This is a genomic window from [Clostridium] celerecrescens 18A, assembly GCF_002797975.1.
Lineage (GTDB): Bacteria > Bacillota > Clostridia > Lachnospirales > Lachnospiraceae > Lacrimispora > Lacrimispora celerecrescens.
The window spans coordinates 1,481,405-1,504,586 of sequence record NZ_PGET01000001.1 but is presented as its reverse complement, the minus strand read 5'-3'; the positions used below and the strand labels follow the sequence as shown (position 1 = coordinate 1,504,586).

The following is a 23,182-nucleotide window of genomic DNA, read 5'->3' as shown; positions in this document are numbered from 1 at the left end:
CACCCCCTTTCTTTATTTTCACAAGCAATGAGCCAGGCACAGGAATGCAGGAATTCTTGTATCTGGCGAATGCTGCAAGTATCAACGATCCTGAACCTGCTGTAGGATACTTGACTTTGCATACACATTATACAACAAGATATTTCAATCGGTCATTCTTTATTTTCTTACGCTTCCTTAAATATTCCTTACAGGAGGGAAGCTGTTAATTACTGGAAAAAAGGCATACGAAAAGATTATATCATAAATTTAAAAAAAGTGTGGAAATATTCTAATGGATACTGTATAATAGATGGGATAGAATTTTAAACCATAATTTAGTGGATAAAGGAGATTCTTATGAGACATTTACTTAACCCGTTAGACTTTAGTGTGGAAGAGACAGGACAACTCTTAGACCTGGCGAAAGATATCGAAGAAAATCTTCCAAAATATTCTCATGTATGCGATGGAAAAAAATTAGCGACATTATTTTATGAGCCAAGTACAAGAACTCGTTTGAGTTTCGAGGCTGCCATGTTAAATCTGGGCGGCAGTGTACTAGGCTTTTCTTCTGCCGACTCCAGTTCTGCCGCAAAAGGAGAAAGTGTTGCTGATACCATTCGGGTTCTCTCCTGCTACGCAGACATATGTGCCATGAGACATCCAAAGGAAGGGGCTCCACTGGTAGCTGCCAACCATTCCAGCATACCGGTAATCAATGCCGGTGACGGAGGCCACCAGCATCCGACCCAGACCCTTACTGATCTGCTTTCCATCAATTCTTTAAAAGGCCGTTTGAATGATCTGACCATTGGCCTCTGTGGCGACTTAAAATTTGGCCGCACGGTTCACTCTCTGATTAATGCTCTTGTTCGTTACGAAAACATCAAATTCATCTTAATTTCCCCCCCAGAGCTGCGGGTGCCTGAATACATCCGAGAAGATGTACTGAAAGCCAATAACATTGAATTTGTAGAAATGGACAGCCTTGACGATGCCATGCCTTCTCTTGATATCCTCTATATGACCCGCGTCCAGAAGGAACGCTTCTTCAACGAGGAAGATTACATCCGTTTAAAAGACTGCTACATTCTGGACAAAAAGAAAATGAAACTGGCGAAAGAAGATATGTATGTTCTTCACCCTCTTCCAAGAGTCAACGAAATCTCAGTGGAGGTTGACGAGGATCCCCGAGCCGCCTACTTTAAGCAGGCACAGTACGGCGTGTATGTGCGTATGGCTCTTATCATGACATTACTGGAGGTAGAAAAATCATGTTAAATATCAGCGGATTAAAAGAAGGAATCGTATTAGACCACATTGAAGCCGGCAAAAGTCTGGAAATCTATTATAACCTGGGTCTGGACAAGCTGGATTGCCAGGTTGCCATCATTAAGAATGCAAGAAGCAATAAGATGGGAAAAAAGGACATCATAAAAATTGAAGGCGGCTTAGACCACATTGATTTAGACATTCTGGGATACATTGACCATAACATTACGGTTAACATTATAAAGGATAACCTGATTGTGGAAAAGAAGACCTTAAGCCTTCCTAATAAGATCACCAACGTGATTCAATGCAAAAACCCCCGCTGCATTACCTCCATCGAGCAGGGGCTTCCTCATGTATTTTATCTTGCCGATGAGCAGAAAGAAGTTTACCGCTGCCGGTATTGCGAAGAAAAATATTCGAAATAATTCAAAAACTGCCTTCCCTGTATACAAGGAAGGCAGTTTTTTTATTCTTTCCATATGGCTTGCTCTGATAAGAAACAGAGACATTGCATACGTATCCACTTTTTTAAGTTTTGAGCAAGACGATAAGCCGGGTTATGTCGTTGAATGGCCATCTATCTAGGCCTGCCGTCACCAGCAGGCTCAAGCGACCTACCCGGGAGCAGACGGGCCGCCTTATGCTCCCTGTTCGGTCTTGCTTCGGATGGGGTTTACATGGACCCCTCCTGTTACCAGAAGGGCGGTGGTCTCTTACACCACCTTTCCACCCTTACCGCATGAAGCGGCGGTATATTTCTGTTGCACTTTCCCTGGAGTCGCCTCCGCCAGACGTTATCTGGCATCCTGCCCTGTGAAGCCCGGACTTTCCTCACCTGCAGCCTTTCGGCTTTGCAGCTGCGGCCATTTGTCTTACTCAAAACTATATTATGAAAAACTGTTTTCATAATCGGATGGACGGCGCTAAAAACCAGCACCTTTTGTAAAAAGCAAAAAGAAAGCTTCTCACAAACTATAATAACATATCATATATTTCTTTATTTGTAAAGCTACTTTCCGTTTTAAACCTTAAAACAGCTTCCTCCAATAAATTCTCTGACAATGGAATTGCGGGGAATATCCTCACAATTGACCCCAAGAAAATAGTCAAGGAATTTTAACATGCGCTTTGCTTCCATATATTCCGGGGATTCTCTTGGAATACCGAATAACAGCGGTTCTGCATACTGCTTCAGAACAGCCAGTTCATAGACCGTAGCTGAGTTGAACATCATGTCCGCAGATTCCTGGAAGGGGAAAATATACTCCTCCTCTCCTGCTCTCACCGCCGGCCACATGCGTATGGTGTCCTGCGCGGAAGCTCCTCTTGTTCTGGCATCCCGTACCATCCGACGGATCAGACGGCAATCGGTTGTTGGAATCCGGTTGTGTTCATCAATATTCAACTGAGTCAGTGCACTTACATATACACGGAATTTACTTTCCTTTGGCAGGGTATAGGAGAGCCTGTCATTTAAGCAATGGATTCCTTCGATCACCAGGATATCATCTTCTCCCAGTTTGAGATAATCGCCTCTATACTCCCTGACCCCTGTTTTAAATTGGTACCGCGGCATTTCCACTGTTTCTCCTGCCAGAAGGGCCGTCATGTCTTTATTAAACTGTTCAATATCAAGGCTTTCCAGGACCTCATAATTGTAGCTTCCGTCCGGATTTTTCGGACTGTCTACCCGATTAACAAAATAATCGTCCACAGCAATGGGATGAGGTATCATTCCCTGAGCCTTTAGCTGAACGGACAGCCGGTGGGAAAAGGTAGTTTTTCCGGATGAGGACGGTCCGGCGATCATAACAAATTTTTTGCTCCTGTCGGCGCCAATTCGTTCTGCGATCTCAGCAATTTTCTTTTCCTGTAAAGCCTCCTGAATTAAAATCAGTTCATTGATATTTCCCGATGCAATTTCTTCATTCAGAGCGCCTACATGGGATACATTCAGCCGTTCCCCCCATTTTACACTCTCCTTCAGCACCCGGAACAGCTTCTTTTTCTTTTCCGGCTCGAAAACAGGAACTTCTTTGGGGTTTTCCTTCTGGGGCAGCATGAGCATAAAGCCGTCATCATGTAATATCAGGTCAAAATACTTAATATATCCGGTATTCTGTACCATGTATCCATAATAGTAATCTTCAAAGCCGCCTATGCTGTAGATATTGACACGGGAGACGCGGCGGTAGCGAAACAGTCTTTCTTTGTCATACATCCGGTGCTTGTGAAATAAATCAATGGCATCATCCGTGTTTACGCTCCGTTTCATAATCGGGATTTTTTGGCTCACATAATCCTGCATGCGAGATTTTACCCGGGAAAGCAGTTCCTCGGTCAGTCCGATTTTTCCGTGAGCCTGCATATAATAGCCTTTTCCAAGAGAAAAATCCACAGTCACTTTTTCAATATTTTCTGCGCCAGCCACATCATAAAAGGCTTTCATCATTACAAATATAGCGCTTCTGTGATAAGTCTGGATTCCGGGCTGATCTTTCCCAGTAAAGAATCGAAGGCTGCAGTCAAACTGGACTTTTTTATGGAGTTCACTTAATTTTCCGTTTATGCTGACCAGTAAGATATCATTTTCATACTGGGGCTGATATTCTTTTGCAATATCTTGATAAGACGTGCCAATTGGGTATTGCTTTTCAACACCGTTTATCGTAACAACTGCCATTCGCTTCCTCCTTATATGAATGTTTCAGGAAATTCCACTTCTGCCTTGCAGATTTCTAAGTCCTCCCCTACTTCTTTCTTCAGATACTCTTCCAGAAAGTCCAAAAACAGATATTCCAGGCCGTAATGGCCGGCATCAATGACTGCCATATGGTTTGCAGCGGCATCAATCCCATTATGGTGGCCGATATCGCCTGTAATAAAGACTTTCACACCTGCAGCCAAAGCCGGTTTGATCATACTTCCTCCGGATCCAGGGCTTATGCCTACAAAACGCACGGTCTCTCCTGGTGCTGCCTCTCCATAAACCGTGACAAAGGGAAGACGAAACCGCTCCTTCACAAGAACAGCGATCTCCTTTACCGTCATCTCTTCCTTAAGATACCCCGTTTTCCCGATTCCATATACCATTTCCCTGGAACCTTCCGATGTTTCTTTCGTCATCATGCCTTCTTTATCCAGTACGTTTAAATCTGTAAGACCAAGCTTTCCAGCGGCCGCATCAGCCATACATCCAGGTGCAGCATCAAAGTTTGTATGCATGGCATAGTAAGAAATGTCATTGCGGATCAGGCTTAAAATACGTCTGGATATAAAATCTTTGTCATTAATTCTATTTAAAGGCTTGAAAATAAGGGGATGGTGGGTAATCAATAAATCTGCTCCCCACCGGACAGCATTTTCGACAACTTCGTCAGTAGCATCTAAGGCAATAAAAACCTTTTTTACTTCTTTATCACTACGGCCCGCTAAAAGGCCCACATTATCCCAATCACAGGCACAGACTGGCGGAGCCAGCAGTTCCAGTTTTTCTATGAGTTTATCGCACTGCATCCTGTGCCTCCTTGTTATAGGCTAGTTCCAGCTTCAGCTCTTCCATTCTTCTGACCGCTGCCTCCGATTGGCTCACGGAAAGCCCTCTCATGATCTGCTCCAGCTGCTCTTCTTCCTTTTTTAAATATTCCTTTAAAACAGGATCTTTGGATTCCAGAAGGCTCCTGCCATAGCGGTAGGAAATCTCGCGTTCATTTTTTTCTACTGCTTTTATCTTTCTGCTGATCCCCATTACGGAATAGAACTTTCCTTCTTCCTTTATCATAGTCTCCCGCTCAATAAAAAATTCCTGTTCTTCCAGGAATCTGCGCACCTTGTCCAGTTCTGAGTGGGGGGACAGGACCCAATAAGGAATGCCTTCCCATAAATTACGGCCTTCCTCAAGTATATGTATGATCAGTTCACCGCCCATGCCAGCTATGACCACACAGTCCGCTTCGTTCTGCTCTAATTTTAAAAGTCCGTCGCTTAAACGGACTTCAACATGAGCTTGTAAACCTGCCTCCTGGATATGGGCCTGGGCCCTTAACAAGGGGCCCTTCCGCACATCCATGGCAATGGCATATTTTGCTTTACCTTCCTGTACCAGATGGATAGGAATATAACCATGATCCGTTCCAATATCTGCAATTCTGCTTCCTTCCGGAACAAAGGAAGCGATTGTTTCCAAACGCCTTGATAACTTCATTTTAAACTCCGTCTTGTATCCTTAATCATCCAGATAATCCTTAAGCTTCTTGCTTCTGCTGGGATGGCGCAGTTTACGCAATGCTTTAGCCTCTATCTGACGAATCCGTTCTCTCGTAACATTAAATTCTTTTCCTACCTCTTCCAGGGTTCTGGGCCGCCCGTCATCAAGTCCGAAACGCAGCTTTAAGACCTTTTGCTCCCGCTCGGTTAAGGTGTCAAGCACCTCCATCAGCTGTTCATGGAGCATGGTAAATGTGGCGGCATCGGCGGGAACAGCTACCTGCTCATCCTGAATAAAATCTCCAAGATGACTGTCCTCTTCCTCTCCGATAGGCGTCTCTAGGGATACCGGTTCCTGAGATACCTTCATGATTTCTCTGACCCGGTCGACCTGCATATCCGCTCTGGCGGCTATTTCCTCCGGCACCGGCTCTCTGCCCAGCTCCTGTAAAAGCTGTCTGGATACACGAACCAGGCGGTTGATGGTCTCTACCATATGGACCGGAATCCGGATGGTGCGGGCCTGGTCCGCAATGGCGCGGGTGATGGCCTGTCTGATCCACCAGGTCGCATAAGTACTGAACTTATAACCTTTCCGGTAATCAAACTTTTCCACAGCCTTAATAAGTCCCAAGTTTCCTTCCTGGATCAGATCTAAAAACTGCATTCCCCGCCCGACATAACGCTTGGCAATACTGACCACCAGGCGCAGATTGGCCTCTGTCAGCCTCTGCTTTGCATCATCGTCACCCAGCTCGATTCTCTTGGCAAGCTCAATCTCATCTTCACTGGAAAGAAGAGGAACCTTGCCGATCTCTTTCAAATACATGCGGACCGGATCTTCCACACTGATACCTTCCGGAACAGATAAATCAATACTTTCCATATCGATTTCTTCTTCATCCTCGATATCTTCTTCTATGAACAGATCCTCATCAAGATCCAGATCTTCACCGCCGATTTGAAGTACATCTACCTTATTGCTTTCCAGAAAATCATAAATCTGATCCAGCTTATCTGAGTCTAAGTTCTCTCCCACAAAAAAATCCAGAACCTCCTGGTTTTCCAGTACATTCCGTTTCTTTTTTGCCAGGAGAAGAAGTTGATTTAATTTTTCCTCAAATGCAGCGGCTGACTCCAAAGCCTTCAGCTCTGCAGCCTGTTCCTCTTCCGTTTTTTTTGACCCCACCATCTTATCTGCTGCCTTCTTCACATTCTCGTCCATGTTCTTCCATCCTTCCACAGCCTGCCTATAGTGTACACCCTAATCCAGCGAAATATGCAAATCCTTTAGCGCAGCCTGTTCCTTTATAATATTCTGCAGTTCCAAAATCCCCGCTGCATGACGGCTGGCATAATCCAGACTGTTTTTTTTCACTTTCATAATTGTTTCCGAAAACGCTTTTTTTTGCTCTTCATTATCTAGGGACTCTTTTAAGCTCGCATGAAAAAGACCTGCGACTGCCCGGTATTGACCTTCATCATGAATAAAATGATTTAAGATCTCGGCCGGATTCAATGTTCCGGCAGCGTGTCCGTCAAAAACCATCCGTGCCACCTTGTGATACAGTTCTTCTATAAAATCATTGGGAGTAATCACTCCTTCAATCTTATCAAATAATAATGGATTTTCAATGAGCCAGGTGAGTAACAGCCTTTGGGACTGCTTTACACCGTCTTCCTTTTCCTTTTTCCTCTGGTTTTTTAAGTACCCCTCTTCTTCCCTTTGAGCAGAAACCGATGGTCCCAGAGAAGCGCCCAAGCGGTTGACCAGACGTTTTAAATCATCATAATTGATAAAATATTCTCTGGATACCGCCTCCAAATAATTCTCACGTTCCAATGCTTCTGGGAATTCTAAAAGCTTCCTGGCGACCTGATTGTAAAATTCTGTTTTCTGCTCCGGATCATCCATTTTATAATTCTTTTTCAATACATCAATTTCAAACAGGAAGCTGTTGCGGGCCTCATCGATCCGTTTACGGAATTCTTCTGCTCCCTGATTCTTTATGAACTCATCCGGATCTTTATATGGCTGCATGTTTAGCACGCGAATGGAGATTCCCGCTTCCTTAAGAATGGGAATGGCACGGAGGGAAGCCTTAACGCCTGCGCCGTCACTGTCATATGTGAGAACCACTTTATCCGTATATCGTTTTAACAGTTGGGCGTGCTGGGTGGTGAAAGCCGTTCCAAGAGAAGCCACCGCATTGGTAAAACCGGCCTGGTGCATCGCAATCACATCCATGTAACCCTCGCAGATCAATATGTACTTTTCCCGTGAAAGCCTGGCATAATTAAGACCATATAAATTCCGGCTTTTATCAAAAAGCTTAGTCTCCGGCGAGTTTAAATACTTTGGTTCCCCGGCTCCCATGACCCGGCCGCCGAAACCAATGACCCGGTTGTTCACATCCATAATAGGAAACATGACCCGGTTCCAAAACTTATCATAGGTCCCCCGTTCCTCTATGGTCACCAGTCCGGTCTGCTTTAACAGATTATCGTCATATCCCTTGCCCTTTAAATACCGGTAAAGATCATCGCTGGTCTTATTGGAGTAGCCAAGCCCGAACCTGGTGATGGTTTCGTCGCTCAGCTGCCTGTCCCTTAAATAACGGTAGCCAGTCTCACCCTGAGGATTCTTAAGCTGGTAATAAAAGTAACTGGCGGCCAGCTTATTGATATCCAAAAGAGCGGACCTAAGATCTTCCTGCTCTCTCGCCTCCTTGCTGTACTCTGCCACAGGAAGCTTCACGCCTGAGCGGTCTGCCAGAACTTTTAGGGCCTCAGAAAAGGAATAGTTTTCATATTCCATGATAAACGTCAGTACATTTCCGCCTGCACCGCAGCCAAAGCAGTAGTACATCTGTTTAGCGGGAGATACGGAAAAGGAAGGGGACTTTTCATTGTGAAAAGGACAGAGACCAAAATAATTGCTTCCCTTCTTCTGCAGCTTGACGTATCCCGAGATCACATCCACGATGTCATTCTTCATCCGGACCTCTTCAATTACTTCTTCCGAATATCGCATGAAGCTTCATTTCTCCTTTCCTCTTTTCAGACAAAATATTTTGGCCATGAAGGTATACCCGCAGGGTGTTTCTCCTTTTCAGTTTCATTTGCTTTAAACCATTTTCCAGGCTTTTGGGACAAACAGCTCTTCAAATTTATCAATGGCAAATCTGTCGCTCATGCCTGCTATGTAATCGCAGACCGCCTGTTCCCGGCTTTCCTCACCTTCCTCCATTAAGGTGCGGTATTCCTCCGCAAGCTTGTCCGGGTGCTCCATATAGTAATTAAAAAGCATGACGATGAGATGCTGTGCTTTCCCTTCTTCTGCTTTTGGGATATCACTTTTATAAACGTTATCAAACATCCAGGTGCGCAGCCCCTGCATGGCCTTCTCCATATCAGGAGACATTATGATCTCCGGCTTTCCATAGCTGTTGCGGATAATATCATGGATCAGATTGTTAAGTCTTTCACGAACGCTGTGACCCAAAACACCCGTATAGCACTCCGGCAGATCCTCTTCCACAAACATCTTTGCCCTGATGGCATCGTCAATGTCATGGTTGATGTAGGCAATCTTATCCGACAGGCGGACAATGCCTCCTTCTAAGGTGGAAGGGTGACCGCTGGTGCGGTGATTTAAGATTCCATCCCGGACCTCCCAAGTAAGGTTCAAGCCCATGCCGTCCTTTTCCAAAACCTCCACTACCCGTACACTTTGCTTATAATGAGCAAAGCCCTGGGAGCAGATCTTATTCAAAATTGCTTCCCCGGAATGGCCGAATGGGGTATGGCCCAGATCATGAGCCAAAGCTATGGCCTCCGTTAAGTCTTCGTTCATGCGCAGGGATTTTGCTATGGTTCTGGCTATCTGGGATACTTCCAGGGTATGAGTCAGCCTGGTTCTGTAATGATCCCCTTCCGGGGCCAGAAAAACCTGGGTTTTATGTTTCAGCCTGCGAAATGCCTTGCAGTGAATGATCCGGTCCCGGTCCCGTTGGTAGGCAGTCCGGATATCACAAGATTCCTCTTTCCGCTCTCTTCCTTTGCTGTTCTTACTGATAGCGGCATAAGGACTTAAATATGCTTCCTCCCATTGTTCAGTGGATTCCCTGATATTCATACAATCACTTCCTTCGCCCAAAGTTATGGTACATTATATCATATTTTCAGTAATTATAACACCCTATATTAAAATAATTGCAATATCCGTTATCTGCCTGCATCCAGATATTTCCTGTATTCACTGGGAAGACAGCCATACCTCTTCTTAAATGCCTTTGAAAAGGCCCTGCTGTCCGGAAATCCATGCTTCATGGCGATCTCACCAATCTCACCGCCGGTCCCTGCCAGTTCCCGGACCGCATATTTGACACGCAGGTCAATAAGATAGGTACGGTAATTGACCTGCGCATATTTTTGAAAAATTCTGGACAAGTAGGTAGGGCTGAAGCCAAATCGCCCTGCCACCTCATCAAGCTTTAAGTCCTGGTCATAATTTTCTCTCATATACTGAGTCACCTTTGACAGCTTGTCGAGCTGCTTTTTTTGGCGGATAACCTCCTTATCCATGGTTTCCGACTTAAACTCCGTAACCAAAAGATATAGAAGTTCATAGAACAGGCTTTTTACCTTCAGGCTATAACCATATTCCTGTTCCTCATATATGGAAAACATGGAAATCACCAGCTGTGTCAGTTTCTTATTTTGGACCTCATCCTTTTTCTCAAAATTCACATAGGTCTCTTCTCCCATGTACTCCTCAAAGGTTTCCGCCGGTATTTGAAGAACTATGGTAATATTAGGATTTGGACATTCAATGGAATGGACTTCATTGGAATTGACCAGCACAAAATCCTGTTTCTCAAGGGAAAGGTGGCTGTTGTTGATATAAAAATCAATCCTGCCCTCCTGAACCAGAAAAATCTCAACGGAATGGTGCCAATGTTTCGTGACCTTGTAATTTCCATCTCTTCCCTCAAAAATAAACAACCGGAAAGGCAAATCATCATTGGGAATGACCAGTTCATGTCTGACTTCCATTTCACACCTCCCAAAAGTACTGATTCTATTATGAAAACAATAGATGTTTTCATAATCGGATGGACGGGCTAAAAGGCAGCCCTTTTATCTTCACTTGCGCTGCAAGTTCATAAACTATATTATAAATCATTTTGCTTGTTTTTCCAATGGCTTTTCATCATCCTGTCAGGGCGTACCTTCCTTGTTATACAGGAAGGCTGTCACTCACGCATAAAGCACCGTATCCAAGCTCAGGATTGGGATATTTCGTAATTCCTGGCAAGGGCCTGGCACCTCGAATGAAATAAGCCTTAACCTTTTCCCCGAACAAAAACGGATCCCTTCCATCCACAATTCCCCATTGCATCAAAAGGGCGGCGCTGCCGGTGACAAAAGGAGTTGCAAAGGACGTACCTGTTACCGTTTCATACCCGCCTCCGGCCCTTGCCGCAATGATCCCCACTCCGGGAGCCGCAATATCCGGTTTTACCAGATTGGTTCTCCTGGTAAATCCTCTGCCGGAAAAATCCGCATAAGACTGATAGGTATCATCATATGCACCCACGGAAATGACCTTGTTGGCCGTAGAGGGAATGGTCAAAGTGGTTTCAGGTGTGGCTCTTAAAAACCTGGTAGACTCACTCAGCACTCCGGCGGATGGGAGCCAGAGATCGTATTTGCCTTCCACGATCTGTCTGGGAGTCAGGCGGAATTTCCATATCCCGCTGTCGATATAGGTATCGAGGGGAAGGAAATCCATATAAACTTCCTGCGCCACACTGTATGGTCCGGGCTTCCCATAATACAGTAAAATTCTTGTATTTCCATAGTTCAGGGTTTGAGGCCCCAGGCTGCTGCTGATGGGTCCGATCACTACTCCGGAAGGTGTTATAATGCTGATATCAAATAAATCCGCATAGGATTTCCAAAGCTGTACACTGAAGCTTCGCTGGTATCCTCCCACGCTCAGCTCAATCTCCTCGGGATTTGACATTGTCAGAACTCCGGAAATATGACCGCCGGCCACCCCTTCGTTACCCGTTCCCACCACAATCACCGTCTTCCCGTAATTGGATAAGTCATCAAGGAATGTCTCTAAAAGGCTGGTGCCGTCATGGGATCCATAAGTATTTCCAAAGCTTAAGTTAATGGCCAGAGGCATCTGCATACTTACAGCCTGTTGTACCGCAAAATTAACCGCACGCATAAGTTCTGTGGTCCTGGGAAATCCTCCTTCCTGAGGAACTCCAAGCTTTACAACTAAAAGAGGGCTTTCAAAAGCAATTCCCCGGTATTGTCCCCTGTTTTCCCTTCCGTTTCCTGCCGCTATGGATGCCACGGCTGTGCCATGGCCGGAAATATCTACGGTTGGAACCAGCTTTCTGGCCTCTGTCCTGCTTCCGGTAGCCAGGGCGGCATTGATTTCTTCTGCAGTGAACACCCGGTCCAGTGTCTGATCCCACAGCGCTACAATCCTGGTCGTACCGTCATCATTCCGGAAATCAGCGTGGTAATAATCAATTCCCGAATCAATAATAGCTACCAAAACGCCCCTTCCGGTAAGAGGATTGCTTCCCTGCTGGACCAGATTGACACAAGAGGCCGACTTTGCCTGGTTGATGGCAAAAAACAGCCTCTTTGGTTTCTCTACATATTCGATTTGAGGCAAGGCACTTAACTGGTCAATAAGGGATTCCGGTACGGTAAGTATAGAGTATTCATTCACCATTTGTTCCACACGGATTCCCACCAGGGAAAGATTGCTTATATCTCCGGAATGCTTTACAATCACATCCCATGTTTTTTCCTCGGGATTATATCCTACATTTAAATTGCCTGATTTTTCACGCTCTTCAGGAGTTGCGCTGAGGGCAAGATTTAACAGGACTTCCAGCTTTTGATCTTGCATACGACATTCCTGTGTTTTTTCTATCATCCTACGCTGGAAAAGTCATTCTCATTCCTTACTCTGCTCTGCCTCCCGCACTTCCGTGTCATGATAGAAGAATTTCAGGATATCCTCGAAATTCTTTCCGCCCTTTGCCATGGCCTGAGCCCCATTCTGACTCATTCCGACACCATGCCCAAAACCTCCCCCATAGATATGAAAGGTTGTGATATTATTGTCATCAACGCCTTGATTTTCTATTGCAATATAGGCACTGGGAAGGGAGTCAAAATTCTTCATAAGCGTACCATCAAGCTTTGTAATGCTCATATATTTATTTCCAAGCTTTGCCCTTACCTGTCCTTCCCCATTGATGGTCATGACGCCGTCGGATCCCTCGACCCTTAGTTTTTTAACAATTCCGCCTACTCCCCGTTCTGTTACAGTAATATTCAGGATCGACCCGACTTCGGTGATTTCTTCCTCCAGCTGCCGGTTCGTGACAGTGGTTTCCCATCGGTACATGGGGAAACCTGAATCAAAGGCTGGATAATCTTTTTTCTTTATAAATTCATCAAAATCAGAATTTGTCGACAAATTTAATACTCCCCTGCTATCCTGAAGAAGGCTGCCATCAAGATAGGGAAAACCAGCCGGATCTCCTCCCCATATGCTCCCGTCGGTTGTATGTCCGCAAGAGGTTGAGAAATAAAAAGCTTCAATTGGTTTATCGTTATAAAACAACAGCTTTCCATAAGTCTCGCGTACCGCTTCTTCTGTTTTTGATGCAGCCTGCAGATTGTTATAAACCTGGAATCTGGTACTGTCATCCACATGGGCTCCGTATTTGCTGTAGGTGTTGCTCTGGATCTGACGGAACGCATAGGTTCTGGCACAGACAGCCTGAGCTTTTAAAGCTTCCTTTTCATAGCTGTCTGGCATCTCGCTGGGAACAACCTTAGTCAGATAATCTTCCAGGTACAACTCATTGACTAATAGCAGCCCATCGGCTTCCTTACGTATCTCAATCGTTCCGTCATAGGCCGGGGTGCCATAGGACCTCTGGATGGAATTAACGGAAATGGAATCTCCTTTTTCTAAAGGTGCGATTACAATACGTCCATCCTTTAGCCGCTCATCTGAGGTATCAATAATTACTTCTGCCTTTGGAGGCACCTTTACCTCCTTCTCGCCATAGGTCAATAACAGACCACTTTCAGCAGACAGGGTTACTGACGGATGGAAGATAGACTGGAAATTGGTGCTCATCAAAAGGACACGAATGCTCTTAGCATCAAATTCCCTTACCAGTAAGGCAGCACATATCCTGCCATGGGCAACAACAAAATCCTGTATATCATATCCTACAAGAATATCAGAGACACTGCGCTCTTCAAACTGACCGTATAACCGGTATACCTTAAAATCTTTATCCAGCTTTAAGCTGCCATACCCCTCAACCTCAACAGAATCATCCTTCACCGCAAGAACCTTCCCCGATATCTTCTTTTTCTTTAAGGTAACCTTTTGAAGGCTCCCTCTTTTTAAACTGATATCCGCAATATTATTGGCAAAATCCTCCGGCTGCCCCAAAGAGGCCTCAAGGGGAAAAGTACGTTCCACTGATCCCAGGTATACACCGAATGTACCTCCAGTTCCTGTGGTCAGCCAGACATTTTTATAGGTTATGGAATCTGTCACCGCTTCTTTTAATGCAATGATCTCATTGCCTTTTACCAGGAGCTTTAACTCCCAGTCTATGTAAGAATCCAGGCTGATGCCTTCAAATTGAAAATTTCCCCCGCTGGTATAGGCAGTCCAGGCTGTTGCAGTTTTTACATTGGTAGGAGTGCCATAAAGAAATACGTCAAGCACTTTGATCGTTCCTTCCTTATCCAGTGCCTGCCTCAGTTCTTCATACAAATACCACCATTCATCAGCCGGAAGTTTCTTATTTTGTTTTTTGCTGCTTTCATGAATCCTCTTTCCTGATCCAGGAACCAGAGCCTCCGCCAGGCTTTCCGCCTCTTTATAGGTCAGAAAGCCTTCCGCAGTATCACTTTTTGCCGGAATTTCATGGGGGTCAAGATAACCGCCTGCATACAGGTAATTCATGTATTTCACATACCAGTTATTCTGTTCCTTTTCCGGAAAGTATTCCTGGCTATGTTCCTTCAGCATTTTTTCACAGCTTTCTCTATCGGTAAGAAGAAGTGCAGCTGACTTATATGCTACCCCCCTTGATATTCCCTCCGGTTCCGGTTCATTTACCAGAATAATAATAATGAGAATCAAAACCAAAAGAGGAATACCGACTATAAATCCGATAAATGTCTTTTTATTCATGCGCTCCTCTTATCTCATATAAGTTTTTTTGTTTTCATCAATCCGCTCCAGATCATAATAGTCCACCGTTTTAAGGGAGAGATCCTTTTTCGTAAGGGAACGGTTTACCAGCCTCGAAACGACACTGTAAAACACTGCAAAGGTCGGCACCGCAATGATCATTCCCACAAAACCAAACAGTCCGCCAAAAAGCAGGATTGAAAACAGCACCCAAAAGCTGGGAAGCCCCGTGGATTGTCCCAATATTTTCGGACCCAGGATATTTCCGTCAAACTGCTGGAGCAAAAGAATGAATATCAGGAAATACAGACACTTAATAGGGCTGACCAGCAGGATTAAAAATGCACTGGGAATAGCTCCGATAAACGGACCAAAAAAGGGAATCACATTGGTTACGCCCACAATCACGCTTACTAACAGTGTGTAAGGCATATTCATAGCGTTCAAAAGAAAAAAGCACATAATCCCGATAATCAGGGAATCTAAAATCTTTCCCGTTATGAACCCGCCGAACACCCGGTGAACAAAACGGATTTCATCGATTGCCTGGTTAGCCGTTTTAATAGGAAATATACTGTAAATGATTTTTTTGCCCTGAGCAGAAAGCGTTCCTTTTATGTTCAGGAGATAAACCATTACGATTATACCGATCAGTATATTCTTTAGAACCAGTACCACGCTTAGCAGTCCGCTGGAAAGGCTGCCGATCAACATGGACATGTTGGGGACCAGATCAGAGGTCATCCAATTTTGCAGTTGGCCTGTCAGCCGGTCGTATATGGGTATGACCGCCCGTTCTACAGAAGGATTATCCTCAAGCATATTCTGAAGCCACAGGGCCAGATCGTTCATATTCTCGCCCAATGATTCCTGGAGTCCCATGACACTTGTATAGATCTGGGGGATGATCATCCAGAAAAGTCCGACTACTATCACAAACAGAAAAATTAAGCTGACCACAGTTGCCGCGGCCCGGGATATGGACTTCACCCCATTCCCATTTTTCCATCTGGAAGAAAACAGGCGTACCGTAATGTCTCTGGACTTGTTATATACCGGCAGTAAAAGATATGCGAGGACTGCCCCGTAAATGACAGGCATAAGAATCCCCACAATTATTTTTACCGTACCTTTCACAGCCTGGAATCTGGAAAGGAAAAAGGCAAAGGTTATGCTCAAGGCAATAACGGAAAGTGCTGTGACTCCCCAGCATAAATAATTCCGAAATTTTGTCTCTTTCATAAAAATTCTCCTAAGTTTTTAAGATTGACTATTGTCTATCCTATACTGTACCATACTTTTACATAAAATTAAAGCAGCGATTTCTCGCTGCTTTTTTCTTTGGTAACCCCAAAATGCCGGTTCTTACTTATTGACGCCTAGCCTTGCTAGGTGGGCAACCTCACTCAAGTTTCTGCCTTCCACTGCAAACGGAGGCTTGACATCCACCTGAAAATATCGGAATCCCATGAGTCATAATGTAGGTTCAAAAAAGGTAAGAGTGTCGCACATTTCAGGAATTACATTCCCATGTTTTCTATGGTCTTAGTATACACTACTTTGTTTTGTTTTTCAAGTTCCTTTTCCTGTCAGTTTTGATTTTAATCTATTGGATCAGACAGCAATATGTTTGCTGCCAAGAAGTCTTCCGTGCTCTACATACAGTTCCAGAAGTCTTAAAAGAGAGTCGCTGGAGTCTTCATGAATGATCAGTTCCAACCCTTCCGCAGTGGCCAAAGACAGCACAGAAAGCAACGATTTTGCGTTTACCGTTCTATCTCCGCAGGCCAAATTTATTTTTTCTTTACACGCTCCCGCAATTGAGACAAATTCCAGGATGGACTCAACTCCCCAGAATCCGATCTCCACCTTTTTCATCTCTTGTATTCCTCCTGCTTAAAATGTTAGAGACCTAGTATAGCATACTATAACAGATTCTGCAAATCAAAAATTGTATCTGCCAAAACATCCGCTCCGGCTTTTGTAAGCTCCTGTCTGCTTCCATATCCATATAACACCCCTACGGATGCAATTCCGGTTTCTTTAGCCCCCAAAACATCATGCTTCCTGTCTCCGATCATCACCGTCTTGTCCAAATCGGTAATTCCGCATTCTTTTAAAACATAACGTATCACATCTGCTTTTTTTACCCTGGTTTCATCCATGTCGGCACCTCCCATAAATAAAAAACAGGAATCCAGCTCAAAATGTTTAAGGATCATCCGGACAAACACTTCCGGCTTTGAGGAGGCCACATAAAGCTTTTTCCCTGCCTTAAGAAGAGACTGCAGTACATCCAGCACGCCTTCATAGGCCTTATTTTCATACAATCCTTTTTCTGAAAAATATTCCCGGTAAATATCAATGGCCTTTTTTGCCTGTTCCTCACTAAAGCCATAATACTCCATAAAGCTGTCCTTTAAAGGCGGCCCGATAAAGCAGCAAAGCTCATCTAAATTCTCCACCTCAATCCCAAAATGCCGGAGGCTATACTGGACAGACTTCGTTATGCCCTCTTTGGGGTCCGTAAGGGTTCCATCTAAATCAAACAACAGATATTCTTTATTCATGGTGCCTCCTGTATGGTGAAATAAAGAAAAACACTCTTTGAGGGTTTTTCTTAACTGACGTGGTATCCACGCAAAAACAGAGACGAAAAAGGAAAGTCCTTTTTCGTCTCTATGAAATTTTATTTTAATTCCTCAACAATTTTCTGAAGTGCTGCCAGGGCATCATCCGGAAGCTTATCATAGCCTTCCTTTACAGATGCAGTATTTGCAACGAATTTCACACGGTCTTCCATACGTGCCTTTAACTGCTCTGCGTAAGAGGCATCATGAAGGTCCGGAACAAATCCTTCCCACTCAAAGATTTCGATGTCAGAGAATGGTCCCCACTGTTTGAACTGGGCGGTCTTATCCACAATGGCTTCCAGGATGCCTAAGGTATCCTTAGGCTGAACCTTCTTGCCCATGAAATCACCAGTGTTGATAATATAGCAATCTACGTTCTTCTCTTCTACCAGTTTTTTAAATTTCTCATAGTCATTGGCCAGAGGATAGGTTCTGAATGGATTGGCATAAGGAACAACCACCAGAGCATTGGGATCAGCACCCGGTGCCAGTCTTTCTGCTGATGATCTCTTTGTTGCAAGAGTTGCACCCATAACAGAGGCCAGGGAAGCGCCTTTTAATTTTACTACCGGCGGAATGGTAGGATCCTTCATGATCCAGAAAATTGCATTAACCGGTGCTTCGATCTTATCCACACGGTTGGGAGACCACAGTTTTGATTTGATGGCACGTCCATTGCCGTTTCTGATATCCTCTGTTACCAGCTGGATCTTTCCGTATTCGTCTAAGGTACAGGAACAGTTCTGGGCAGTTAAGAGATATTTATTATCTTCACAGCCGGTCGGGTAATCCTGTGTCTTATCAAAGTATGTAGGCTCTATTGCCACAGATGAGCAGGTATCGGTATTGATGATGAAAGCATCGTCATGGAGAACGGTAACATCATATTTTCCGCCATGCTTTGCATGAGTGATGGTGGATTTTCCTGAGCCGGATAAACCAAATACAGATGCAACATATTTGGAACCATCAGTCAAGTTATATTCTTTCTGTCCGCCGTGGCAGGAAGCATATCCGTTGCGGTTAGCAAGAGCCCATACCATAGTAAGGGTACCTTTTTTGTGCTCACCGAAGTATCTCATACCCAGGATTGCAGCACAGTTCTGGTCCGTATTAAAGTAGCATAAACATTTAGGATCGCTTAAGCAGGACAGATCTACTCCAGGACGGTCGGAACCATTCCACTGAGGATCAGAGAAGATATAGATATCTGCTTCTTTTCCGTCGCCGACTGGTTTAGAAGCTTTATACATTTTCGCATACTCATCAGACATATACTGGAAGTTCAGCATCCAGTTATACAGAATATTTTCTTCACCTTCCGGAATAAGGAGATGTACCTTCACCATGAATTCAGGATCAAGTCCGGCATAAACCTCTGCATGATACATTGTTTTCCAACGGGTTTCATAAACTGCGTCCATAACAACTTTGTCAAGAGCGCCGCAATTTACACCGGGTTCTCCTGCGATTCTTCTTGCAGTCGCATAACGTCCGGTAATCGCACCATCGTTAAATAAGAGAACCTTGGCATCTTTATCAAGGCCAAATTCCTCTCCCCTGTACACAGGCATGTCCGTCACCACGGTTCCTGGTGAATTCTTAGCCAGTTCATATGCCTCTCTAAGTGTATTAACCTTAATTACGTTGTTTCCATAAAACGGAGCTTCAATGATCGAACGCGTAGTTGCAAAACCTGGTTGGCCTTTTCCAATTTCATTGATTGGATAATATGCTTTTGTTGACATAGAAAAATCCTCCTTTTATAAAATCCAAATTTGTTACTATTATCTCACTTTGTTAAGAAAAAGTCAATGATTTTCATTGCAATTTTCCTAAAAAATGGATATATTAAATATATATTATGCATTTTGTGTACAATAAGCAAAAGAAGGGAAAATTATGATTCATATTTCAAAAGATGGTACAGGAGATTTTACAAGCATTGGAGAGGCACTTCGTTCTCTTCCAACTGATCATACGGAGGAACAGGTCCTCTACATACACAAGGGTTTTTATGAAGAGCAGATAGCCGTAACGGTTCCTCATGTAACCTTTGTCGGGGAAGATGCAGAAAGCACCATACTCTCTTACGGCCTTTATGCCCGCATGACCATGGAGGATGGGATGAAGCGTGGCACCTTCCGCACCTATTCCTGCCTGATCGATACCCATGATTTTACCGCTAAGAATCTTACATTTGAAAACAGCGCGGGAATTGGCACCGATGTCGGACAGGCTTTGGCCCTTTATGCCGATGGAGACCGGTTGTTTTTTGAAAACTGTCGTTTCTTAGGAAACCAGGATACTCTTTTTACAGGTCCCCTTCCTCCAAAGGAAATCGAACCCAATGGTTTTATTGGACCAAAGCAGCATTCTCCCCGGATCAACGGCCGGCACTATTATAAAAACTGTTACTTAGAAGGGGACATTGACTTTATTTTCGGCAGCGCAACCGCTTATTTTGAAGGCTGCACCTTCTTTTCCAAATATACGGGGATTGAGATCAGCAGCTATGTAACTGCCGCCTCTACTCCAAAAGGACAGGAATATGGCTATGTCATGGCAAATTGCCGCTTTGAGGGCAACTGCCCTTCTGACAACGCTTACCTTGGTCGTCCATGGAGAGAGTATGGGAAAACCGTGCTGATAAACTGCTTTATGGATAATCATATCTGCAAAGAAGGCTGGCATGACTGGAACAAGGAAGCTGCCCATAAACATACCTTCTACGGCGAATATGGCAGTTACGGCCCTGGTGCCGAGATGGAAAAACGGCCGGACTGGATTCACCGGCTGACAGAAACTGATCGTAAAAGTTTCACAAAAGAAGCAGTCCTGTCCGGTCCGGACAACTGGAATCCATAAAAAGAAAACGGGAGCTGATCCTTTGAAAAAGGATCGGTTCCCGTTTTTTAATTAGTTCTCTTTGATCTTAACAATCACTTTTTTAATCAAAGCCGGTTCACTTACAGCTGCTTTTGGCTTGTGACCATCCCAGGGATTGAAAATCATATATTCTCCAGCTTTTACCACTACTTTTAAGCCTGGATTTTCATTGTCGTAAAATACAACATCTTTTTCTTCGTTATAAGGTACCTTTTCATTCAGTTCATCGATCCGTGCATATGTCATGGTTTCAGAACCGGATATCACATATTGAATATCTGTGTAATTATGGTGAGCTTCGTACTTGGCTTCCTCCCAAGGAACCGTCGTATACTCAGTTACATTCGCAAAAACATTCTTGCCGTCAATCTCATATTTGCCTGGCGCCAGGCTCTCTAAATCAGTGTTCTTAAGAAAATTAACTGCCTTTTCGTATCTTCCGTCCACTCCAAGGCTTCTGTAAAAATCAAGGTTTTTTGCCGAATCAAAAATCATAATCCTATTCTCCTTTTATGTATCGTATCGTTTGGCCGCAGATTCAAGGGGTACCTGCATGCACATATAGTATACACCGAAAGCAGAATATTCTACAATGTTTTTATTTAAAAAATTCATGGTTGCCATGCTGAAATAGATAAGTCAGATGGGAATCAAACCAGCTGATAGCACCTCTTCTGGAGCCACCCCGATTCATAAAATACAGGGCTCCGTTGGAATAATCCTCTCCTGACAGCGCACGGTCAACACACTGTTTCGTATCATCTGTCACTTTTACGGAATTAATACTGCCGTTTGATACCGGTGAAAACTGGGAGGGTTCATAGACGACTCCTTTCACCGTGTCGGGAAATTTTCCGCTCTTTACGCGGTTAATAATTACGTTGGCCACAAGGATCTTACCCTTGTCGTCGCAAATACCGGCTTCCGCCTGCACGATCTTCAGCAGGACCTGATAATCGTCCTGAGTCACTGACGTAGAATGAGCAGCCTTTTCTTCCTCTGCCTTCTTTGCTGCCTCTTCTGCCGCTTTCTTTGCTTCCGCCGCTTTTTTAGCTGCTTCCTCTGCCTGCCGTTTAGCCTCTTCTTCCATGGCGATCTTCGTATTGATTCGCTCAATCTCTGCCTTGGACTCCTCCGCCTGTTCCTGTTTCAGGATCACATCTTTTTCCAGGAAATCACCGGCCAGCTGTTGAGCCTGCATTCTGACTTCCGTAAGTTTTATCTGGGCTTTTTCCTGGGTAACGGTTTCTTCATTCACTGTTTCATCTTTTACTTCTTCTTTATCCGGAGAGTCTTCTGACTCCGGCGTTTCCGCAAATGCCGTTAAAGCATTTCTGCCGCCGCTTCCAAATCCTGCTGAGGTAAACGCCACAACAGTAATAATTGCCGCACCCGCCATAAAAACTGCGGAAGAACGATACATCCGCTTTGTGACCTTAAAGGACATCCCTCTGAAGAATTGACAAATCTGTTGAAGGATAGAGCGTAGTGTAAGCATATATACACCTCTTTCTCTTATATCACTTGCCTGGGCTGGGTTACATTCCACAGCCGTTTCCTGGTGACGTCCGTAATTATAGAAGAAGCCTGCCAAAAAAGTCAATGCCCATTTAACATTTTTGTGATATTTTAATTTCTAAATTTTCATCCCCCTTTTTCATTTGTGCATTATACACTATTTCACCCCAGGTATTTCCCTGCTTTTTATGCTATTATTGCACTCATATTTTACAATAGTGTTACATTTATGTTAATTATTCAACTTCAACTGTATGACTTGTCCACAGCATTTCTTGTATTATGTAAACTAATTATGGGTAAGGGGGGCAAAACTGCCCTTTATAAACGCAACAAGGGCCTGGGGAGCAATGACGATTTGCTGTCCTCTTAAGCCTCCGCTGACGACAATTTCCTCATAAGAGCGGGCCGTTTCTTCGACAAATGTAGGAAATTGTTTTTTCATGCCGATGGGAGAACAGCCTCCGCGTATATATCCTGTGATTCCCTGCAAATCCTTCATGGGAATCATCTCTACCTTCTTATCTCCGGCAGCCTTCGCCACTTTTTTCAAATCCAGTTCCCCATCAACCGGAATGCAGCAGACCAGATATCCTATTTTTTCTCCTTTTAATACAAGAGTTTTAAATACGCTTCCATGATCTGCCCCCATCATATCTGCTGCATGGCTGCCGGATAGATCCTGCTCGTCTACTTCATATTCCCTGGTGGTATACTCGACCTTTGCCTTGTCAAGCATTCTCATTGCATTTGTCTTTACCATATAGATCAACTCCTAGAATTTTTTTTAATTATAATATGCATTTCTTTTATTGGCAATGCCGGAAAAACATTTCCCACAGCAAAAAGGTCCGTAACTGTCAAATACAATTCCTGACAGTTACGGACTTAATTTCCATGGAAAAAAGCTATCTCTTCTTATTAATATAGGGAAATAACCCTCCCGCTGAAATGATCCCCTGCATAAAGGGAGGAAATGCCTGCCCCTCAAAGGATTCACCGGTGGTTTTATTGGTGATAATACCGCTGTCAAAATCAACCATAACCTCATCTCCTGCCTGAATGGCTCTGGCAGCTTCCGGGCATTCTATAATAGGAAGGCCGATATTAATTGCATTCCGGTAGAAAATCCTGGCAAAAGTTTCGGCAATCACACAGCTTATTCCTGCACATTTGATAACAAGGGGCGCATGCTCTCTGGAAGAACCGCATCCAAAGTTTTTATTTGCGACAATAATATCTCCATTTTTTACATTGGTAACAAATTCCTTGTCAATATCCTCCATACAGTGCTTAGCCAGCTCTTTCCCATCTGTAATATTCAAATATCTTGCCGGAATGATAACATCCGTGTCCACATTATCTCCATATTTAAAAACAGATCCACATGCCTTCATATTTACAACCT

Annotated in this window: 20 protein-coding genes and 2 other RNA genes; 3 read left to right on the top strand and 19 right to left on the bottom strand. The window is 44.1% G+C overall.

Annotation, left to right across the window (positions count from 1 at the left end; genetic code table 11):
• The first annotated feature begins 339 nt into the window (after window positions 1–339).
• Complete coding sequence (gene pyrB, locus H171_RS07135; protein WP_054790988.1) at window positions 340–1,263, top strand: aspartate carbamoyltransferase; 924 nt, start codon at window positions 340–342, stop codon at window positions 1,261–1,263.
• Window positions 1,257–1,682, top strand: a complete 426-nt coding sequence (locus H171_RS07130) for an aspartate carbamoyltransferase regulatory subunit (protein ID WP_025233291.1) — start codon at window positions 1,257–1,259, stop codon at window positions 1,680–1,682. The genes pyrB and H171_RS07130 overlap by 7 nt, the downstream gene beginning before the upstream one ends.
• A 107-nt stretch (window positions 1,683–1,789) precedes the next feature.
• Here H171_RS07130 and rnpB read toward each other — a convergent pair.
• The 15 genes from rnpB to H171_RS07055 form a co-directional block, all read right to left on the bottom strand.
• Window positions 1,790–2,136: RNase P RNA component class A (gene rnpB, locus H171_RS07125), an RNA gene on the bottom strand.
• Window positions 2,137–2,278: 142 nt separating this feature from the next.
• Entirely contained in the window at window positions 2,279–3,940 is a 1,662-nt protein-coding gene (locus H171_RS07120) for a nucleoside kinase (protein WP_100304519.1), read from the bottom strand.
• 11 nt (window positions 3,941–3,951) lie between these two features.
• On the bottom strand, window positions 3,952–4,773 hold the full coding sequence (locus tag H171_RS07115) for a Nif3-like dinuclear metal center hexameric protein (RefSeq protein ID WP_100304518.1): 822 nt from the start codon (window positions 4,771–4,773) through the stop codon (window positions 3,952–3,954).
• Complete coding sequence (locus H171_RS07110; protein WP_100304517.1) at window positions 4,760–5,461, bottom strand: tRNA (adenine(22)-N(1))-methyltransferase; 702 nt, start codon at window positions 5,459–5,461, stop codon at window positions 4,760–4,762. Before H171_RS07110 ends, H171_RS07115 begins: the two co-directional genes overlap by 14 nt.
• A gap of 21 nt (window positions 5,462–5,482) precedes the next feature.
• Window positions 5,483–6,688 carry an RNA polymerase sigma factor RpoD gene (gene rpoD / locus H171_RS07105; protein ID WP_242976902.1) on the bottom strand — a complete coding sequence of 402 codons (1,206 nt, stop codon included), beginning with the start codon at window positions 6,686–6,688 and terminating at the stop codon, window positions 5,483–5,485.
• A gap of 39 nt (window positions 6,689–6,727) precedes the next feature.
• The gene (dnaG, locus tag H171_RS07100; RefSeq protein ID WP_100304516.1) at window positions 6,728–8,497 is read right to left on the bottom strand and encodes a DNA primase; all 1,770 of its coding nucleotides are present in this window, start codon (window positions 8,495–8,497) and stop codon (window positions 6,728–6,730) included.
• 93 nt (window positions 8,498–8,590) lie between these two features.
• Window positions 8,591–9,601: a deoxyguanosinetriphosphate triphosphohydrolase gene (locus tag H171_RS07095; RefSeq protein WP_100304515.1), complete on the bottom strand. Its 1,011-nt coding sequence runs from the start codon at window positions 9,599–9,601 to the stop codon at window positions 8,591–8,593.
• A gap of 89 nt (window positions 9,602–9,690) precedes the next feature.
• Window positions 9,691–10,521, bottom strand: a complete 831-nt coding sequence (locus H171_RS07090) for an AraC family transcriptional regulator (RefSeq protein WP_100304514.1) — start codon at window positions 10,519–10,521, stop codon at window positions 9,691–9,693.
• 184 nt (window positions 10,522–10,705) lie between these two features.
• The gene (locus H171_RS07085; RefSeq protein WP_100304513.1) at window positions 10,706–12,409 is read right to left on the bottom strand and encodes a S8 family peptidase; all 1,704 of its coding nucleotides are present in this window, start codon (window positions 12,407–12,409) and stop codon (window positions 10,706–10,708) included.
• A 48-nt stretch (window positions 12,410–12,457) separates the two neighbouring features.
• On the bottom strand, window positions 12,458–14,734 hold the full coding sequence (locus tag H171_RS07080) for a SpoIID/LytB domain-containing protein (RefSeq protein WP_100304512.1): 2,277 nt from the start codon (window positions 14,732–14,734) through the stop codon (window positions 12,458–12,460).
• 9 nt (window positions 14,735–14,743) lie between these two features.
• Entirely contained in the window at window positions 14,744–15,976 is a 1,233-nt protein-coding gene (locus H171_RS07075; protein ID WP_100304511.1) for an AI-2E family transporter, read from the bottom strand.
• A 101-nt stretch (window positions 15,977–16,077) separates the two neighbouring features.
• A non-coding RNA gene (gene ssrS / locus H171_RS07070) (6S RNA) lies at window positions 16,078–16,257 on the bottom strand.
• 91 nt (window positions 16,258–16,348) lie between these two features.
• Window positions 16,349–16,612, bottom strand: coding sequence for an HPr family phosphocarrier protein (locus H171_RS07065; protein ID WP_100304510.1), 264 nt, complete (start codon window positions 16,610–16,612; stop codon window positions 16,349–16,351).
• A gap of 47 nt (window positions 16,613–16,659) precedes the next feature.
• On the bottom strand, window positions 16,660–17,304 hold the full coding sequence (locus H171_RS07060) for an HAD family hydrolase (protein ID WP_100304509.1): 645 nt from the start codon (window positions 17,302–17,304) through the stop codon (window positions 16,660–16,662).
• A gap of 119 nt (window positions 17,305–17,423) precedes the next feature.
• Entirely contained in the window at window positions 17,424–19,115 is a 1,692-nt protein-coding gene (locus H171_RS07055; RefSeq protein WP_100304508.1) for a phosphoenolpyruvate carboxykinase (ATP), read from the bottom strand.
• A 154-nt stretch (window positions 19,116–19,269) separates the two neighbouring features.
• On the opposite strand from H171_RS07055, the gene H171_RS07050 reads away from it, so the two are divergent.
• Window positions 19,270–20,235: a pectinesterase family protein gene (locus tag H171_RS07050; protein ID WP_100304507.1), complete on the top strand. Its 966-nt coding sequence runs from the start codon at window positions 19,270–19,272 to the stop codon at window positions 20,233–20,235.
• Between the two features lie 51 nt (window positions 20,236–20,286).
• Here the strand turns inward: H171_RS07050 and H171_RS07045 are convergent, their stop codons facing one another.
• From H171_RS07045 to leuD, 4 genes are all read right to left on the bottom strand, one after another.
• Window positions 20,287–20,751 carry a YhcH/YjgK/YiaL family protein gene (locus tag H171_RS07045; RefSeq protein WP_100304506.1) on the bottom strand — a complete coding sequence of 155 codons (465 nt, stop codon included), beginning with the start codon at window positions 20,749–20,751 and terminating at the stop codon, window positions 20,287–20,289.
• A gap of 103 nt (window positions 20,752–20,854) precedes the next feature.
• A complete protein-coding gene (locus H171_RS07040; RefSeq protein WP_100304505.1) occupies window positions 20,855–21,754 on the bottom strand; it encodes a cell wall hydrolase in 900 nt (299 codons plus the stop codon).
• A 309-nt stretch (window positions 21,755–22,063) separates the two neighbouring features.
• Window positions 22,064–22,537, bottom strand: coding sequence for a Cys-tRNA(Pro) deacylase (ybaK, locus tag H171_RS07035; RefSeq protein ID WP_100304504.1), 474 nt, complete (start codon window positions 22,535–22,537; stop codon window positions 22,064–22,066).
• A gap of 145 nt (window positions 22,538–22,682) precedes the next feature.
• On the bottom strand, window positions 22,683–23,171 hold the full coding sequence (gene leuD, locus H171_RS07030) for a 3-isopropylmalate dehydratase small subunit (RefSeq protein ID WP_100304503.1): 489 nt from the start codon (window positions 23,169–23,171) through the stop codon (window positions 22,683–22,685).
• Window positions 23,172–23,182: the final 11 nt, after the last annotated feature.

Excerpts from the sequence above, each read along its gene's own strand:
- pyrB (WP_054790988.1), top strand. The coding sequence starts at position 340 with ATGAGACATTTACTTAACCCGTTAGACTTTAGTGTGGAAGAGACAGGA.
- H171_RS07130 (WP_025233291.1), top strand. The coding sequence starts at position 1,257 with ATGTTAAATATCAGCGGATTAAAAGAAGGAATCGTATTAGACCACATT.
- H171_RS07120 (WP_100304519.1), bottom strand. The coding sequence starts at position 3,940 with ATGGCAGTTGTTACGATAAACGGTGTTGAAAAGCAATACCCAATTGGC.
- H171_RS07115 (WP_100304518.1), bottom strand. The coding sequence starts at position 4,773 with ATGCAGTGCGATAAACTCATAGAAAAACTGGAACTGCTGGCTCCGCCA.
- H171_RS07110 (WP_100304517.1), bottom strand. The coding sequence starts at position 5,461 with ATGAAGTTATCAAGGCGTTTGGAAACAATCGCTTCCTTTGTTCCGGAA.
- rpoD (WP_242976902.1), bottom strand. The coding sequence starts at position 6,688 with ATGGACGAGAATGTGAAGAAGGCAGCAGATAAGATGGTGGGGTCAAAA.
- dnaG (WP_100304516.1), bottom strand. The coding sequence starts at position 8,497 with ATGCGATATTCGGAAGAAGTAATTGAAGAGGTCCGGATGAAGAATGAC.
- H171_RS07095 (WP_100304515.1), bottom strand. The coding sequence starts at position 9,601 with ATGAATATCAGGGAATCCACTGAACAATGGGAGGAAGCATATTTAAGT.
- H171_RS07090 (WP_100304514.1), bottom strand. The coding sequence starts at position 10,521 with ATGGAAGTCAGACATGAACTGGTCATTCCCAATGATGATTTGCCTTTC.
- H171_RS07085 (WP_100304513.1), bottom strand. The coding sequence starts at position 12,409 with ATGCAAGATCAAAAGCTGGAAGTCCTGTTAAATCTTGCCCTCAGCGCA.
- H171_RS07080 (WP_100304512.1), bottom strand. The coding sequence starts at position 14,734 with ATGAATAAAAAGACATTTATCGGATTTATAGTCGGTATTCCTCTTTTG.
- H171_RS07075 (WP_100304511.1), bottom strand. The coding sequence starts at position 15,976 with ATGAAAGAGACAAAATTTCGGAATTATTTATGCTGGGGAGTCACAGCA.
- H171_RS07065 (WP_100304510.1), bottom strand. The coding sequence starts at position 16,612 with ATGAAAAAGGTGGAGATCGGATTCTGGGGAGTTGAGTCCATCCTGGAA.
- H171_RS07060 (WP_100304509.1), bottom strand. The coding sequence starts at position 17,304 with ATGAATAAAGAATATCTGTTGTTTGATTTAGATGGAACCCTTACGGAC.
- H171_RS07055 (WP_100304508.1), bottom strand. The coding sequence starts at position 19,115 with ATGTCAACAAAAGCATATTATCCAATCAATGAAATTGGAAAAGGCCAA.
- H171_RS07050 (WP_100304507.1), top strand. The coding sequence starts at position 19,270 with ATGATTCATATTTCAAAAGATGGTACAGGAGATTTTACAAGCATTGGA.
- H171_RS07045 (WP_100304506.1), bottom strand. The coding sequence starts at position 20,751 with ATGATTTTTGATTCGGCAAAAAACCTTGATTTTTACAGAAGCCTTGGA.
- H171_RS07040 (WP_100304505.1), bottom strand. The coding sequence starts at position 21,754 with ATGCTTACACTACGCTCTATCCTTCAACAGATTTGTCAATTCTTCAGA.
- ybaK (WP_100304504.1), bottom strand. The coding sequence starts at position 22,537 with ATGGTAAAGACAAATGCAATGAGAATGCTTGACAAGGCAAAGGTCGAG.
- leuD (WP_100304503.1), bottom strand. The coding sequence starts at position 23,171 with ATGAAGGCATGTGGATCTGTTTTTAAATATGGAGATAATGTGGACACG.